The 16,932-nt window shown below is 35.3% G+C and carries 10 protein-coding genes; 3 read left to right on the forward strand and 7 right to left on the reverse strand.

Features of this window, described 5'->3' with window-relative positions:
- Positions 1-206 precede the first annotated feature (206 nt).
- The 3 genes from VB264_RS19670 to VB264_RS19680 all read right to left on the reverse strand — a co-directional run bounded on the left by VB264_RS19670 (position 207) and on the right by VB264_RS19680 (position 4,230).
- Complete coding sequence (locus tag VB264_RS19670) at positions 207-884, reverse strand: RloB family protein (RefSeq protein WP_323252158.1); 678 nt, start codon at positions 882-884, stop codon at positions 207-209.
- Entirely contained in the window at positions 859-2,235 is a 1,377-nt protein-coding gene (locus VB264_RS19675; protein ID WP_323252160.1) for an AAA family ATPase, read from the reverse strand. The genes VB264_RS19670 and VB264_RS19675 overlap by 26 nt, the downstream gene beginning before the upstream one ends.
- A 546-nt stretch (positions 2,236-2,781) precedes the next feature.
- Positions 2,782-4,230 (reverse strand): Gfo/Idh/MocA family protein, encoded by a 1,449-nt coding sequence (locus VB264_RS19680; protein WP_323252162.1) that lies wholly within the window; start codon positions 4,228-4,230, stop codon positions 2,782-2,784.
- 220 nt (positions 4,231-4,450) lie between these two features.
- Between VB264_RS19680 and VB264_RS19685 the strand changes: the two genes are divergently transcribed.
- Together VB264_RS19685 and VB264_RS19690 are read left to right on the forward strand one after the other, a co-directional pair.
- Complete coding sequence (locus VB264_RS19685; RefSeq protein ID WP_323252164.1) at positions 4,451-5,572, forward strand: trans-sulfuration enzyme family protein; 1,122 nt, start codon at positions 4,451-4,453, stop codon at positions 5,570-5,572.
- A gap of 368 nt (positions 5,573-5,940) precedes the next feature.
- Positions 5,941-7,104, forward strand: coding sequence for an acyl-CoA dehydrogenase (locus tag VB264_RS19690; protein WP_309923754.1), 1,164 nt, complete (start codon positions 5,941-5,943; stop codon positions 7,102-7,104).
- 27 nt (positions 7,105-7,131) lie between these two features.
- Here VB264_RS19690 and VB264_RS19695 read toward each other — a convergent pair whose 3' ends face one another.
- The 3 genes from VB264_RS19695 to VB264_RS19705 form a co-directional block, all read right to left on the reverse strand.
- Positions 7,132-10,317 carry a PAS domain S-box protein gene (locus VB264_RS19695; RefSeq protein ID WP_323252168.1) on the reverse strand — a complete coding sequence of 1,062 codons (3,186 nt, stop codon included), beginning with the start codon at positions 10,315-10,317 and terminating at the stop codon, positions 7,132-7,134.
- Between the two features lie 298 nt (positions 10,318-10,615).
- Positions 10,616-13,741 (reverse strand): PAS domain S-box protein, encoded by a 3,126-nt coding sequence (locus tag VB264_RS19700; RefSeq protein WP_323252171.1) that lies wholly within the window; start codon positions 13,739-13,741, stop codon positions 10,616-10,618.
- Between the two features lie 333 nt (positions 13,742-14,074).
- A complete protein-coding gene (locus VB264_RS19705) occupies positions 14,075-14,779 on the reverse strand; it encodes an MIP/aquaporin family protein (RefSeq protein ID WP_323252173.1) in 705 nt (234 codons plus the stop codon).
- A 238-nt stretch (positions 14,780-15,017) separates the two neighbouring features.
- Between VB264_RS19705 and ruvB the strand changes: the two genes are divergently transcribed.
- The gene (ruvB, locus tag VB264_RS19710) at positions 15,018-16,043 is read left to right on the forward strand and encodes a Holliday junction branch migration DNA helicase RuvB (protein WP_309923761.1); all 1,026 of its coding nucleotides are present in this window, start codon (positions 15,018-15,020) and stop codon (positions 16,041-16,043) included.
- Between the two features lie 76 nt (positions 16,044-16,119).
- Here ruvB and cobA read toward each other — a convergent pair whose 3' ends face one another.
- Positions 16,120-16,911, reverse strand: coding sequence for a uroporphyrinogen-III C-methyltransferase (cobA, locus tag VB264_RS19715; RefSeq protein WP_323252175.1), 792 nt, complete (start codon positions 16,909-16,911; stop codon positions 16,120-16,122).
- Positions 16,912-16,932 lie beyond the last annotated feature (21 nt).

Below are 16,932 nucleotides of genomic sequence, written 5' to 3' on the forward strand. Positions count from 1 at the left end.
AAAATCGTAATTACAGATTCGGATTCAGAGAAAATCTTATGAAAACAGCTTGTGGACTTTACAATTTCAGGAAAATAGCCTAATAAATTGTACGAAAACAAGATTATATATGTTAAAAACGTCTAATATATAAATTCAAAGATTAAAGAATAATAAAAGAGACTTTTCTCTTAGTCATAATTTTGTCAGTTTAAAAGAGACTTGGACTAGTCAATATCTTGTAATTCTTTTTCTATTTTGTCTCTAATTCTTCCTATAGATAATATATCATTGGCGAGTTTAAATACTTCTGTTGTTGCTATTATTGGAAACCCGATCTCATCTATTTCAAAATGTGGCTTAGAGTTAGTAATTGCATTTTGAATAAGAATCGGATGTTTCCGAGGATTGAACCCTCCTTTAATTGTCTGACCAACAAACGGTTTCCATTCATTACATATCTCTAAACGTTCAAAATTTGGTTTTTCATTCTCTTGATGATAATATAACCAAACCTCAAAACATGGATTACTTTGAGCAACATTCCAATTTACTCTATTATTACAATAGTCTCTTACTTCTATTAATTGAGGCTTACGGCTATCAGTTTTATCTTCATCTGTATCTAAAACAATCCATACTTTGTCACCTTCTCTGTAATCATATTTAGGTTCTAAATTCTCACTACTTTTTATCAGAGAATTTTTTGCCAATAGCAATAAACCCTTAGGCGAATTATTATCACTTGAATTTAACTCATGTACAATAAGATTCAACCTTGAATCAATACCTTCGAAGTACTGAAAATACTTGAATTCTCTATCTTTACCTTCACAAAATATGTAGATTTTTGTGGCACTTCTTTCAGGTTCTTCTCGGTTAAAGGGTCTGTTCCTCAGTAACATTATGATGCCAGTTTAAGTCGTGTAAATTTCCTAAGAAAGGGATAGAGCCGTATCTACCATTTAAGTACCCTTTTTGAATATCGATTGTTTTATGTTCTTTAAAAGCACTCAAAGAGTATAAATCTGTACTTCCTGAATCATCTTTTTCAGCAAACCAAATTTCATCTTGCCTGAAAATTTCTTGGTCTAATAAATTGGATTCATGAGTTGTGAATATGAGTTGCCCTTTTGTTTCATTATCTAACGAAAACTTTTTAACCAATTCTTTTATCAATAAAGGATGGATACTTCTTTCAATTTCATCAATTACGAATACTTTATTTTCACTGATTAGTCCTTCAAAAGCAGGGGTAAAATCTAATAGCCTAGTAGTACCGTCAGATTCTTCATTCATATTAAACGTCACAATCATTGATTCTGCTCCCTTATGACTCAGTTGTATACTTTTTACAAAAATCTGGTTATCCTCTTTAACGAAATTTAATTCTTCACCACTATTTAGTCGAGCGGAAACTATTTTAGTTGGCGCTTCTTCTATCTTCTCTCTAATTCTTTCAAGCTCATCTTGGTCGTTTTTACCAAAGTAATCTTCTATGGCTATCTTTCGTATTGACAATTCTGTAATGCCAATATTAAAAGAACTCATTATTCTATCGACAAAGTTTTTAAAATTATTATCTAAATCCATTCGCTGTGGTAAAGCAGTTGCTTTAGAATCAGGCATAATAATCGTTAAAGAATTTTCAAACCAATCAAATGCTTTTTTTACAATTTTCAAATTCTCATTGTCTCTGTTAGCAAGTAATTTCAAAATAGGCTTATGGGGTTTAACAAACTCTTGTAGTAAAACCTCTTTTATGATTTGACTTCTTTCATCTTTCTCGAATTTTTCTGAAAATTGAATACTTGTTTTTTCAGAAGAATTTGTTTCCCGTTCATAGATTAAAATATCTTCTTTGGCTCCTAATCCAGATTCATATAATTCTTCAGTTAAAACAATACCATTTTTTATTTCTAGGCCATAATAAAAAGTTGTATCTGCCTGCATAAACTCTATGGCAATTAACTGAGCAGTATCTGATTTTTCTTTTTGGAACTTGAATTGCCCATTTTTTAATTTTGATGGAATATGTTCTTCTAAAACCAAATATTTCAGCATAGCCAACCCATGAATAAGATTAGATTTACCAGCACCATTTGCTCCATATATTGCAGAAAGTTTCAAAACTTCAAAATCTTGAAATTTATATATGTGTTCTCTCAGAGTTCCTAATCGTTTATTAGGAAATAGATTAAACTCTTTCTGTTTACCGAAAGACAGAACATTATTTAATACAAATCTTATTAGCATATTCGTGAAATTTTCACGCAAATTAATTTTTTTTACATTCTTATCCTATTATTACTTTATATTTGATAGTGTGATATTAGCAACCTTCTATTGGCAAATTTATTTCTTATCTAGCTTAACTGACGAATTTCTAGTTAACTCTAAGAACTAGTCAATATTTTATGTGAATTTTGAGCTTAGGTAAACCTCTACAAAAGCCACTATTAAAAATATTCAATAAAAAAAAGCACTTAAAACAACCTATTAAAAGGCATTTTAAGCACTTTTGGATCATAAATAATATAGAAGCTGTTTAAACTTTCCCTTTCGGGTTAAACTAAGTCTTTTAGCATAGCTTGTTCCAAAATTTACTCAACGTAGCGATGCTATGCTTCGCAAATTTTGAAAAAATCAATTCAAAAATACAATACTTTCACCTCAGAAACCGAAAGTTTAAACAGCTTCAGTATACAAATTACATAACTAAAACTTAGTTTACTCCTTTTAACAGAACTTTTTTATATTTGTGAATGGGTTAGAAAACCAACAATATGAGGCTAATAACATCTACAACTTCCACCCCTCACGATATTCTCTTTTCACAAACTGATTAGCTTCGTCGAAATTGGTAATTCTCATTTCTTTACCATCCCAAAGCAGTTTCTTTCTGCCGTTATAATCAAATTCTTGTAGCCATTGCTTGTCTTTTTTAGGAGAACGGAAGAAGTAACTTCTAATCGCCAAATTACCCATCAAAACAGCTTCTGACATTGGTCCTGAATAATCAAAAGAAGAACTCAAAGGCTTATGCTTACCGTAACCATCTCTACAAGCCTGTAGCCATTGTTGATAATGCCCCGCACCGTCTGCTCCCACTACTCTTTCTATCGTTATTGGTAGTTTTTCGCCCTTGGCTTTTAAACTATCATTGCCCCACAACGTAGGGTTTGAGCCATAAACGCCGCACATCATTACGCCTTTAGTACCTAACAATAAAACACCGCCACTCCAGTCGCCTAGCTTTACATCAGCTGGAATTTCATCAGGACGCTCAGGCATTAATCCGCCATCATACCAAGTCATTTTTACATCAGATTTGCCTTTTCGTGGAAATTTCAAGTGAATCATTGAAGCCGCAGGATAACTTTCAGGGAAATAGCCTTCTTTGAAGGGTTCTGTCCAAGCAGTATTGGCAATACTACATTCTACTTCTGAAGGATACCCCAAGCCTAATACTCTATAAGGTGGGTCCATCATGTGACAAGCCATATCGCCCAAAGAACCAGTGCCGTAATTTACCCAACCACGCCAGTTGAATGGATGATAACCCGGCTGATAGTCTTCCCAAGGTGCTGGTCCTAGCCATAAATCCCAATCTACCTCTTTAGGTACTTCTACTTTAGCAGTTGGTTTCGCAATTCCTTGTGGCCACACAGGACGGTTTGTCCAAACGTGTACGCGTGATACTTCACCGATTAACCCTGCTTTATACCATTCCATCATTCTTCGTACGCCATCACCTGAAGACCCTTGGTTTCCCATTTGTGTTACTACTCTTTGCTGTACAGCAGCTTCAGTCATTTTACGAACTTCGTAAATATTATGTGCCAATGGCTTTTGTACATATACGTGCTTGCCCAAACTCATTGCCGCCATTGCCGATACGTAGTGTGTATGGTCGGGCGTAGAAACCGTTACAGCATCAATATTGTCTTTTTCTTTCTCAAGCATGATGCGAAAATCCTTGTACTTTTTAGCCAAAGGGAACTTCTCAACCGATTGCTTCATTTGCCTGTCGTCGATATCACAAAGGGCAGCAATATTATTCCTACCACTATCGTAAGCCCCTAGGATATCCGACCAGCCCTTGCCTCCGCAACCGATAGCCGCAATATTGAGTTTATCTGAGGGAGCAATGAACCCTTTTCCTCCTAATACATGGCGAGGTACAATATAGAAACCCGCAGCAGCCAATGAGCTTTTCTTGAGAAAATCCCGTCTAGAATTATTTTCCATAGTTTAGACTCCTCCCCAAGGAGTATTATTAATATTGACTGATTCAAAGGGGTAAAAATGAATCAGTTTGAATTTAGTGTTTGCTGAATTATTGCTAAACAATATAAGATATTATTTATTAATAATGAAAGATAACATACCTTAAATTAGCCTTTGTACTGTGATATGATGAACAGATTTTGTTATTTTGAAAATAAGATACAAATACTTCATTATACGCATGAAAATCGAAACACTAGCGATACAGTCAACCCAAATGCATGATGCCAATGCAGGAGCTGTTATTTCGCCTATTTATTTATCAACTACTTTTGAGCGTGAAACTGACGGCTCTTATGCACATGGATACGTTTATTCAAGAGCGGATAATCCCAATCGTCAACTCTTAGAAAAAAGTATGGCATTGCTTGAAAATGGAGCCGTAGGCTTGGCTTTTGCTTCGGGTATGGCTGCCACTACGGCATTGTTTCAAAGCCTAAAATCAGGTGACCACATCATCACGCCAGACGATGCTTATTATGCTACAAATGTATTGATTACAGAGGTATTTGGACAATGGGGCTTATCATTGACTACCGTCGATATGACAGATTTATCAGCCGTAAAAGCGGCTATCCAGCCCAATACAAAACTATTTTGGATAGAAACGCCCTCTAATCCACAATTAAAAATTACTGACATCGAAGCCATCAGCAAAATAGCGAAAGAAATTGGTGCATTGGTAGCAGTAGATAATACGTGGGCAACACCAGTTTTACAGCAACCTATCAATTTAGGTGCAGATATCGTGATGCATTCTACTACCAAGTATTTCGGTGGACATAGCGATGTATTAAGCGGTGCATTAATCATTAAAGAAGAAGGGGAACTATCAAATAAACTACGTACCATTCAAAGATTAACAGGTGGTGTACCTTCTCCTTTTGAATCTTGGTTGGTAGCCAGAGGTATCAAAACGTTAGTATTAAGAGTAAAAGCTCAGACAGATAATGCAAAAAAACTAGCGGATTTTCTAAGTACACATCCACAGGTAGAGGTTGTTCATTATCCAGGATTAGCAAGCCATCCTCAACACGAAATTGCTAAAAAGCAAATGCTCAATGGTTTTGGTGCCATGCTTTCAGTACAAATAAAAGGCGATGCACAAAATGCTATGGCTGTAACGGGAAAGCTTAAACTATTCACTACCGCAACTAGCTTAGGAGGTGTAGAAAGTTTAATAGAACATCGTAAATCTGTAGAAGGAATTGATAGCCCTACACCAGAGAACCTCCTTAGGGTATCCGTTGGATTAGAAAGCATTGATGATTTAATAGAAGATTGGAAACAAGCATTAGTATAATAATAGAAACATGAGTCATCCCGAATTTCAAAATCATAAAAAAGCGGTCGAAAAACTAATTTCGACCGCTTTTTTATGATTGATGGGCAACGAATTCCTACTGTTTGAGCGGAGCGAGTTTAGGAATTCTTGATTTTTTTGTTACTTTTTGCATCAAGGCAAAAAGTAAGGTCGAGTATAAATCCAAAATCTCTGAAATCTTTTAAAATTTACTGATTTATGAGAAAATTCGGGATGACTCATGTTTTTTTGTGGACTTTTAAGAACATCAATGAAGAAGAAAAAAATAAAGTCGGGTAAATTGTTATGCAAGCATACTATTTTATATATTTGGATATTAATCTCAAAAATTTAAAACTTTATTTAACATGAGTGATTCAATCTTTCAAGGCTTTAATCTTCAGTTATCTGAAGAACACCTAGCTGTACAACAAGCTGCTCGTGATTTTGCTCAAACAGAGTTACTCCCCGGAGTAATTGAACGTGATGAAAAAGAATATTTTCCTGAAGAATTAGTGAAGAAAATGGGAGAGCTTGGCTTTCTAGGAATGATGGTTTCGCCCGAATATGGAGGCGGAGGCATGGATACTATTTCTTATGTATTAGCCATGGAAGAATTATCTAAAGTAGATGCTTCTGCTTCCGTAATGGTTTCTGTGAATAATTCTTTGGTTTGTTATGGTTTAGAGGCTTTCGGCACGGAAGCACAAAAACAAAAATACCTTGTTCCTCTAGCAAAAGGGGAAATCATCGGAGCATTCGCTCTATCAGAACCAGAAGCGGGTTCAGATGCTACTTCTCAACACACTATTGCAGAGGATATGGGGGATTATTACCTACTGAATGGTACTAAAAACTGGATTACCAATGGCGGTAGAGCTAGCGTATATCTGGTAATGGCACAAACGCATCCAGAATTAGGGCACAAAGGCATCAATTGTTTGATTGTCGAGCGAGGTATGGAAGGGTTCCAGATAGGTAAGAAAGAGAAAAAATTAGGAATTAGAGGGTCAGATACGCATTCTTTGATGTTTACTGACGTGAAAGTGCCGAAAGAAAATAGAATTGGTGCCGACGGTTTTGGTTTTAAATTCGCCATGTCAACCTTAAATGGTGGTAGAATTGGCATTGCAGCTCAGGCTTTAGGCATTGCTTCTGGGGCTTATGAATTATCCATAAAATATGCAAAAGAGCGAAAATCATTTGGTAAAGCCATTGCTGAACACCAAGCTATCCAGTTTAAACTTGCTGATATGGCGACTAGTATTGAGGCCGCTCGTTTACTTTGTTTCAAGGCAGCTTTTGATAAAGACCAGCATCGAAGTTACGTAGAGTCGGCGGCAATGGCGAAACTATTTTGTTCGCAGGTGGCGATGGATACTACTATCGAGGCTGTACAAATACACGGAGGATATGGCTTTGTGAAAGAATATCATGTAGAAAGAATGATGCGGGATGCAAAAATAACACAGATTTATGAAGGCACTTCTGAAATCCAGAAGATGGTGATAGCCAGAGAAATTTTAAAATAAAAAAAGGAGGGCTAAACCCTCCTTTTTTTATTCTGCTAATATTCCCTGAAGTATTTTAACAGCTTTTGCTAAAATAATTTCTAATTGAGCAAATTCAGATTTTATGATTTCGATATCTTCCTTGGCTAAAGCTTTGCTTTCAAGTGACTTTAAAATGCCACCTTCATTGACGCCCATTGATGAGAAAGAAGATTTTAATTTATGAGCTGTCGCTTTAATGCCTGGGTAATTTACTTCGCTGATAGCTTTTCTAAGGATATCAAACTCAATAGGCATTTGGCTTAAATATAACTCAATAATCTCTTGCTCAAACTCTTTGTTACCATCAGATAATTCCTGTAAATAGGATAAATCCACGATTCCATCTAGATTTTCTTCCATAGTATTAACTTTGTTTTGATCGTTTTGTTCTGCATAATTTATGATTTTCTCAAATAATTCTTGAGGGACAAAAGGCTTTGGGATATAGTCATTCATACCAATCGAAATACATTTTTCCTTTTCTCCAACCAATGAATGTGCAGTCATTGCGATAATTGGCGTGTTTATTTGTAATTGTTTTCTAATATATTCAGTAGATTGATACCCATCCATTTCGGGCATTTGCAAATCCATCAAAATTACCTCATATTCATTTATTTTTACCTTTTCAATGGCAATTTTTCCATTTTCAGCTAAATCAACATCAAAACCAAACTTAGACAGTACTTTTAAGGCTAATTTTTGATTCAAGGGATTATCTTCTACCAAAAGTACTTTTATTTGTCGGTCACTTTTAAGTACTGAGTTTTTAGCATCATTATCGTTGACTTTGTCCTTAACATCTATACCGAATGGTAAGCTAAAACAAAACGTTGAGCCTTTGCCTGGGCTACTTTCCACCCATAGTTGGCCATCTTGAAGTGCCACTAATGATTTGGAAATACTTAAACCCAAGCCCGTTCCTCCATATTTTCTAGTAGTATCGCTATCTGCCTGAGTAAATCTGTCAAAAATAGAATCTAGCTTTTCGTTTGAAATGCCTATTCCTGTGTCCATTACACTAAACAAAATTACACATTCTGTGGAAGACTCTTTGCTTAACTCCACTAAAATCTTTACTCTACCTTTTTCAGTAAATTTAATAGCATTATTCGTAAGGTTGAGTAAAATCTGGTTTAAACGTGTAGGGTCACCAATAACAAACGTAGGAATATTTTCATCAATGATGCTGCTTAATTCCAGTCCTTTTTCTTTGGCTTTATGATTTAAAACAGCTTTGGCATTTTTCAATAAATCTTTGATATTGAAAGATATTTTTTCAATAACAATATGGCCTGATTCGATTTTTGAAATATCAAGAATATCATTGATAATTCCCAATAAGTTTTCAGAAGCAATATTGATATTTGATACATAATCACGTTGTTCCTCTTCTAATTCAGTATCCTTCAATAAGTTAGAAAAGCCAATAATAGCATTCATAGGCGTACGAATCTCATGGCTCATATTAGCCAAAAAGGTATCTTTCGCAAGGGCATTTTGTTCAGCCGTTTCTTTTGCTTCTATTAATTCTTTTTCCATCAAAATTCTATCTGTTATATCTACAGCATTTCCAATTATGTATTGTTGTTCATCAATAAGCTCAGACAGTACATTATTATATAGCCATGTTCTATGCGACCCGTTTTTATGGATTACCTTCATCAGACCTTTGCTTCTACCAGTAGCCGTAATCTCTTGAAGATACATTTTTACTCCCTTGATAGAAGATGCTGGAACAATATCAAACAAACTTTTTTCTAAAACTTCTTCTTTAGTATAGCCAATCAAATCTGCTCCCGCAGGATTTATCGTCAGAAAGTTACCATAAATATCATGAGTACACATGAGTCCTTGCGTATTCTCAAAGAACCCTCTATGTCTGTTTTCACTCATTAAAAGTTGGTTTTCCCAAACCTTTTTCTCGGTAATATCTTTACTAATACCCATGAAACCAGTAATGACATTGTGGTTGTCTCTTAAAGAGGTAACAGAAAGTTCTACTGTCAACCTAGATTTATCTTTTCTAATATAAGTCCACTCATTAGAGTCCGCCACTCCTAATCTAGCCTTCGCATGAAATACTTCATGCCCCGGTTCTATCGTGGTATGTAGTTCTTCTGATAATTCTTTGGCTCGTTTTTCTACTTCGTCTTTATCATGAATAATTTCAGGAGTAACTTTACCAATCACCTCCTCAGCTTTATACCCCAGCATCAATTCAGCACCACGATTGAATGTTTTAATGATACTATTATTAGGGTCAACAGAAATGATAGAATACTCTGTGCCATCCAGAATAATATTCTGAATTTCAGAAAGCTTTTCAACTTCAACTTTTAATCGCTTATAGTCGGTAATATCTCTGGCAATGGCATAAATTGTTCCTGTTTCTTTATCAGGTGTAGCTACCCATTCCAAGAATTTATAACCGCCAGATTTCGTTTTAAAACGATGTGTAAAATTTAATGAGCTAGTAGTGTCTTTTTCTAGTTTATCTATTTCCTGTTTTGTTGGCTCAATATCATCTGGATGAATGAAATTAAAAAATGATTTATCAATTAAATCTACATCATCCCATCCGAGCGTTTTGCAAAATGCAGGATTTATTTTTTTAAAATATCCTTCAATTTTTGCAATACAAATCATGTCTCTCGACTCTAAGAATAGCTTCTCGTAGTTTTTGAGTACCATTCTTTCTTTTCTAGCCACAAGCTGTGCCGCTACTTCCTTCGCTAAAATCGTTAATGCTAACTGCTGATCTTCATTGAGTTTTTTTACTTTATGATCAATAACACAAAGCGAACCAAGGGCATATCCATCAGGGTCAATCAGAGGATAACCAGCATAGAATCGAACATTGGGAAAATCATTAACTAGTACATTATTTTTAAATCTATCATCTAAAAGAGCATCTTCTACCTCAAAAATTGTATCACCTACTATAGTGTACTGACAAAATGAAATATCTCTAGCTGTTTGAATAGCGTCTAAACCTACATTAGACTTAAACCATTGTCTATCTTTATCAATTAACGAAATCAAAGAAATAGGTACTCCGCATATTACAGATGCTAATTTTGTAAGCCTATCAAACTCTTCTTCGGGCAAAGTATCAAGTATATTATACTCATCCAATGCCTTTAACCGCAAATCTTCATTTGCTGGTATGGGTAATACATTTTTCTCCATGATCGAAGTATATTTAATAAAATAATAAGGAGCCGACAATGGATATTGTTAGTAGATACTATCAAATAATGCTAACAATCAGTCAAAAATAATAACTATTCCAAAGTGTGACTTCGTATTTTGCAAAGAAATTTATGCTGGAAAACAAAAATTAATTTGCGGTTTACTCAAAAAAAATTATGAACAAGGGTTCATATCATTTATTAACTACTCTTTATTTTTAGCAATCGTCAAATTTTGATAAAAAACCTATGTCAATCCAAGCATTATTCATGCCATTTAAACATGACATCAAATTTTATCCTAATACTTTATTTATATTTTCGTGTACTTTGACATTAATAAAGCCTACTATTTTGTTGAACAAATCTTTTGGTGAAAAAGGTTTGGTAATATAATCATTCATCCCAATAGCCAAACACTTTTCTTTTTCGCCTATTAATGAATGTGCCGTCAGGGCAATAATGGGCGTATTATTTTTAAGTGTATTCCTAATATAGCTTGTCGCCTGATAGCCGTCCATCTCAGGCATTTGCAAGTCCATCAAAATTACATCATATTCATGTTTTTGCACCTTCATCACTGCTATTTTTCCATTCTCAGCAAGGTCAGGGAAAAAGCCAAATCGCTCTAATACTTTTAATGCAAGCTTTTGATTTAATACGTTGTCTTCTGCTAATAATATTTTTACTTTATGAGTAGGGTCTATCGGTAAAAGATGTGTTTCTTGTTCAAACACTACCTTATCATTTACCTTTCTAAAAGTTAGGTTAAAATAAAAAGTTGACCCCTCATTTGGCTGACTTTCTACAAAGATATTACCTTTCTGTTTTTCTATTAATAGTTTAGAAATACTTAGCCCTAAGCCCGTACCCCCATATTTTCTGGTAGTATCCGAGTTCGCCTGAGCGAAACGGTCGAAAATGATGGTTTGTTTATCTTGAGATATTCCTATACCCGTATCCATGATTTTGAATAAAATCGAATATTCTTCGTCTGTTTCTGATTGTAATTCTAATACTATTTTTACCGAACCTTTTTCGGTAAACTTGATGGCATTATTGGTAAGGTTTAAAAAAATCTGATTCAGCCTTGTTGGGTCTCCAATTACCGTTACTGGAATATTATCAGGCACAAAACAGTCTAGTTCCAAGCCTTTGCCAAGTGCTTTATAAGTAAGTACTGCTTTTACGTTCTTAACCAGTTCATGAAGATTAAAAGGAACAGATTCTATCACTAAATGACCTGATTCAATTTTAGAAAGATCCAGAATGTCATTAATTATTCCTAAAAGATTCTCAGCCGCAGTATTAATATTTGACACAAACTCTTTTTGTTCCGAATCTAATTTGGTTTCTTTTAATAGATTAGCAAAACCTGTAATGGCATTCATCGGCGTACGTATTTCATGGCTCATATTGGCTAGAAAAACATCCTTCGCATGGGCATTTCTTTCTGCTGATACTTTGGCACTTATCAACTCACGCTCCATTTTAATCCGTTCTGTCATATCGACAGAATTTCCGATAACATATTTTCTGCCATCTAACAATTCAGCTAATACATTATTTGAAAGCCAAGTTCTAAACGACCCATTTTTATGTACAACCTTCACTAACCCTTTGTATGAATGATTCACCGCAATTGATTCAAGATACCTTTGTATTTTATCTCTAGTCCTTTCAGGGGTAATATCAAATAGACTTTTAGTCAAAAATTCATCTGTAGTGTAGCCTAATAGGGCTGCGCCCGCAGGGTTAACAGTTAAAAAGCTTCCTTCAAGGTCATGCGTACACATCAGACCTTGTGAGTTTTCAAAGAAGCCGCGATGTTCTTCCTCACTTAATAACAGTTTGCGTTCCCACGTTCTTTTAGCAGTAACATCTTGTACTTGCCCGATTACGTTAAGAGGTTTTCCTTTATGGTCTCTGACGATGGTTGCTACTAGCTCAACCCAAACGTTTGTATTATTTTTAGTAATGTAACGATTCTGAAAAGAGATAACTGACGATACCCCCGACAAGAGTTTTAAAAAGAAATCATCACTCATCTTTAAATCATCAGGATGTATTAAGTCTCTGATATTTAATGACAAAAGTTCTGTTTTGTCATATTGAGTAATGGATGAAAAAGCCTCGTTTACTTCGATAAATGTACTCGTGGCAAGTTCGGCAATAAACATACCTGTTGCAGCATTATCAAAGGTTTGTCTGAACCTTTCTTCGCTCAAAGATATTTGCTTATCCTTTACTTTTTTCTCGTGAATATCTTGAAAAGTACCATATAATCGAACACATTTATGCTGTTCAATAATTGTCTTTGCCGTTACCCTTACCCATTTTTTTAAACCTTTCTGTGTAATGATTTGTACTTCTAAGTCAAAATCATCGCCATATTTAATGGCTTTGATAATGGCTCTGATAATAGCCTTTCTACTTTTACCATTTCTAAAGAAATACAGAGATTCTTTAAAAGTAGGTTCATAGTCAGGGTCAACTTCGTGTAGTTCCCGTGTAATTGCTGACCAAAAGAAAGTCTTTTTCTCTATATCTATTTCCCACCTGCCAACACGCGCTACATTATTCGTGATATCCAGTATTTCAGTAAGCCTAGAAACGTTTATTTCACTTTGCTGTAATTGACTATGGTCTTTACCAAAGATATTTAAAGTACTATTGGCACTAGAAAGCACAAACCATTCAATTGTTTTATAGCCGCCTTCTTTCGTTTTAATTTGATTAACAAACTGACTAGAGCTATTAGTCAATAAAATATTTTTTAGTCGATTGATGCTTGATAATTTATCATTTGCATGAATTAATTCATCTATCGATTTTCCTATAATTTCGTTGTGTTCCCAACCTAATACCTGATGGAATGAAGTATTGGCATTAATGAATTTCAGTTCTGTATTTAAGGTTGCAATTAAATCAGGCGAACTGTTAACAAACGAATGATAGCTATCAAGAACCGTATTATTCGTGAGTTTATTAGCAATTTCGGCTAACAAGCTTTCTATGGCTTGTTCTTGTTTTTTACTTAGTGTTTTTGCTTCATATCCTAATAAAGAAAGTACTCCCAACCCTTTGCCTTGGGCATTATTAATCGGAAAACCTGCATAAAAAAGAATAGCAGTTTCGGCAAATGGGAATACACCACTAAAGAAAGATTGATGCTTTAGGGTATTTTCAATAATAATGCTTGATTTTGATTTGATTACTTCTTTACAGAGTAAGAGTAAGTTTGACGCGAACGATTGCTCGTTACCATCCAAATGGGGCGTGTTAGTAGGATATGCTAAATTTTCATCAAAAAGTGTTATGTAAGCCAAAGGTACATCGCAAAGTAAAGAAGCCAAGTTTGTAAGATGACTAAACTCTTTAAAGTTTTTGCTTTGTACTTCGTCTATTAACATTTTTTTCATTTTACTTATTAAGAATCAGGCAAATAAATTTTTAGTGGAAAATTAAACTTTCAACAGATACTTTTATGGCAATGAATAGAAAATAGCATGATTTTCTATTCAATTTGATATAGTATGGCGATTGAAAAATTATTACAGTAAGATAATGATTTTTTATCAATCTTACATAAAACAAAAGGCCAATGATATAAAAATATAAAATGTTGACAGGAATATCTTCTAGCTAATAATCAATATTTTATCTTTCACCGAATTATCATAAGAAAATAATCTACGAGAATTGATAGCATAAATTAAGCCACACATTAAATAATAACAATTAATAAGCAAAGTTTATTTTATACAATTTAAAATTAATGCCCCTATTATCGCCCCAACAATAGGCCCAGCAATAGGAACCCAAGCATATGACCAATCGGAAGAACCCTTGCCAGCAATGGGTAAAATAGCATGGGCTATTCGGGGACCTAAATCTCTGGCAGGATTGATGGCATAACCCGTGGCTCCACCCAAAGAAAGTCCGACTGACCAAACCAAAATACCTACGACAAAAGGTCCTAAGCCTGTTTCAATAGTACCAAATGAGCCCAAGGCAACAATGGCTACTGCTGTAGCAAGCAATTCTGCGAGAAAATTGGGAAAGGCACTTCTAATAGCTGGGGCTGTACTGAAACAGGCTAATTTCAAGCCTTTGTCTTCAGTAATAGCCCAATGAGGTAAGTATTGTAGCCAAACCAAAATAGCACCGAGAGAGGCGCCTAAAATTTGGGCAACGATGAAGCCAAAAGCATTAGACCAATCGCCAGACTTTACAGCTTCGGCAATTGTAACAGCTGGATTCAAGTGGGCTGCTGGACTACCAAACTTAGTAGAAACAAAAATGCCCATTGTTACTGCAAATGCCCAACCTGCGGTGATGACTATCCAACCACTGTTCTCGCCTTTTGAACCTTTTAATAATACAGTAGCAACAACACCATTTCCTAAAAAAATTAATACTGCCGTACCGACAAACTCACCTAGAAGTGCTGAATTCATTGTTAAATTTATAAGTTAATATAGTTAATGGTTTTTTGTCAAGAAATAATTGTACAAATTAAGGTAAAATTTTCTAATATCATGCTCAAAAAAGGTTAAAAGCTAAAGCCTTTTCAGAATGTTTTTATCAGATTAGAAAATGGCGTATTTTTGAACATTCGGAATGAATCAATCAAAGGGAATTAATTGAAAAATATAAGATTATAGCAAATGTTTTTCAATTAGCTTCCATCAACATATGAGAGAAGATTATTTAAAAGGTAATAAAGAAACACTTTCGTCGGTGGAAAAGGAAATCGAAAGAGCATTAAGACCGCTTTCTTTTGATGACTTTGCCGGACAGGATAAAGTACTCGAAAATCTACAGGTATTTGTTACGGCTGCTCGGTTACGAGAAGAAGCCCTCGACCATGTTCTTTTGCACGGTCCTCCGGGGTTAGGGAAAACCACTTTATCCAACATCGTTGCTAATGAGCTAAAAGCCAATATTAAAATTACTTCTGGCCCTGTATTAGACAAACCTTCTGATTTAGCAGGTTTGCTAACCAACTTACAGCCCTTTGATGTATTGTTTATTGATGAAATCCACAGGCTCAATCCTATCGTGGAGGAATACTTATATTCAGCCATGGAGGATTATAAGATTGACATCCTGTTAGACTCTGGACCAAATGCCAGAAGTGTACAAATTTCGCTTAATCCTTTTACATTAATTGGTGCAACTACCCGTGCAGGGATGCTTACTTCACCCCTAAGAGCTAGGTTTGGCATTAACTGTCGCTTAGAGTATTATGATGCTAAATTACTAACAAGTATCGTTAAGCGTTCAGCTCAGATTTTGAATACGCCGATTGATGATGCAGGAGCTTTTGAGATTGCTCGTCGTAGTCGAGGAACACCGCGTATTGCCAATAACCTGTTGCGGAGAACACGTGACTTTGCCCAAGTAAAAGGGAAAGGTATCATCACGATAGAAATTGCAGAAATGGCATTGCTAGCGTTGGATGTTGACCAAAATGGGCTAGACGAAATGGATATTCGTATTTTAACAACGATTGTGGAAAAGTTCAAAGGTGGGCCTGTTGGTTTATCTACCATTGCTACGGCTTGTGGAGAAGAAGCAGAAACCATCGAAGAAGTATATGAACCGTTTTTGATTCAAGAAGGATTTTTAAAACGTACCTCTCGTGGACGAGAAGCCACAGAAAGAGCCTATGTACATTTGGGCATTGTGCCTAAATACCGCACTGGCGAGTTGTTTTAGTATCATTATACGTTATCACATAAAAAATCTCTCAACACGCCAAAAGCATATTGAGAGATTTTTTTGTGAAATATGATTACAGATTACAGTTCGTATTGTTTGATAGTGTTGATAATTCCGTCAAGCTGGCATATTTTACTACTTCGCCCAAAATAATGACGGCTGGATTTGACAATTGATTGCTTTCAGCGATTTCTTTCAAATCTTTTGCTACGCCAATGCCCACTTTTTGTTGACTGCTAGTGCCGTTTTGTACGATGGCAACTGGGAGATTTCCCTTTCCCATCGTCTTACAAATTTCAGCCATCATACTCAACTTATTCATACCCATCAGTACCACAATTGTAGCACTGGTTTGTAATGCCATCAGCAAATCGTTTGATAATGAACCATCACTTTTAGTGCCTGTAACTACCCAAAAGCTTTCGCTTACACCTCTGGTAGTCAAAGGAATATTGGCATAACCCGCAGCCGCTACCGACGATGAAATTCCCGGAACGTATGCTGTTTCTAAACCAAAACCTTTAGCATATTCTATTTCTTCCATGCCACGCCCAAAAATAAAAGGGTCACCGCCTTTCAAACGCACAACATGGCCATACATATAGGCTTTTTCAACAATCAAAAAGTTAATGGCATCTTGGGAATGGCTTTCCCCTGGACGTTTGCCTACGTATATTTTTTCTGCTTCGGGCTTACAATAATCTAATAATTCATTAGCAATTAAAGCATCATACAACACCACATCTGCATCCTTCAAAGCCTTGATTGCTTTAACAGTTATCAAATCTGGGTCACCCGGCCCTGCACCCACTACTGTTAGTTTGGGTTTGGGGTCTAAAGTATTGAAATGTTCTAAACCAGTCATTTTTATCTATATAAATACAAT

Origin of the sequence: Arcicella aquatica (assembly GCF_034928825.1) — a bacterium.
Classification (GTDB): Bacteria; Bacteroidota; Bacteroidia; order Cytophagales; family Spirosomataceae; genus Arcicella; species Arcicella aquatica.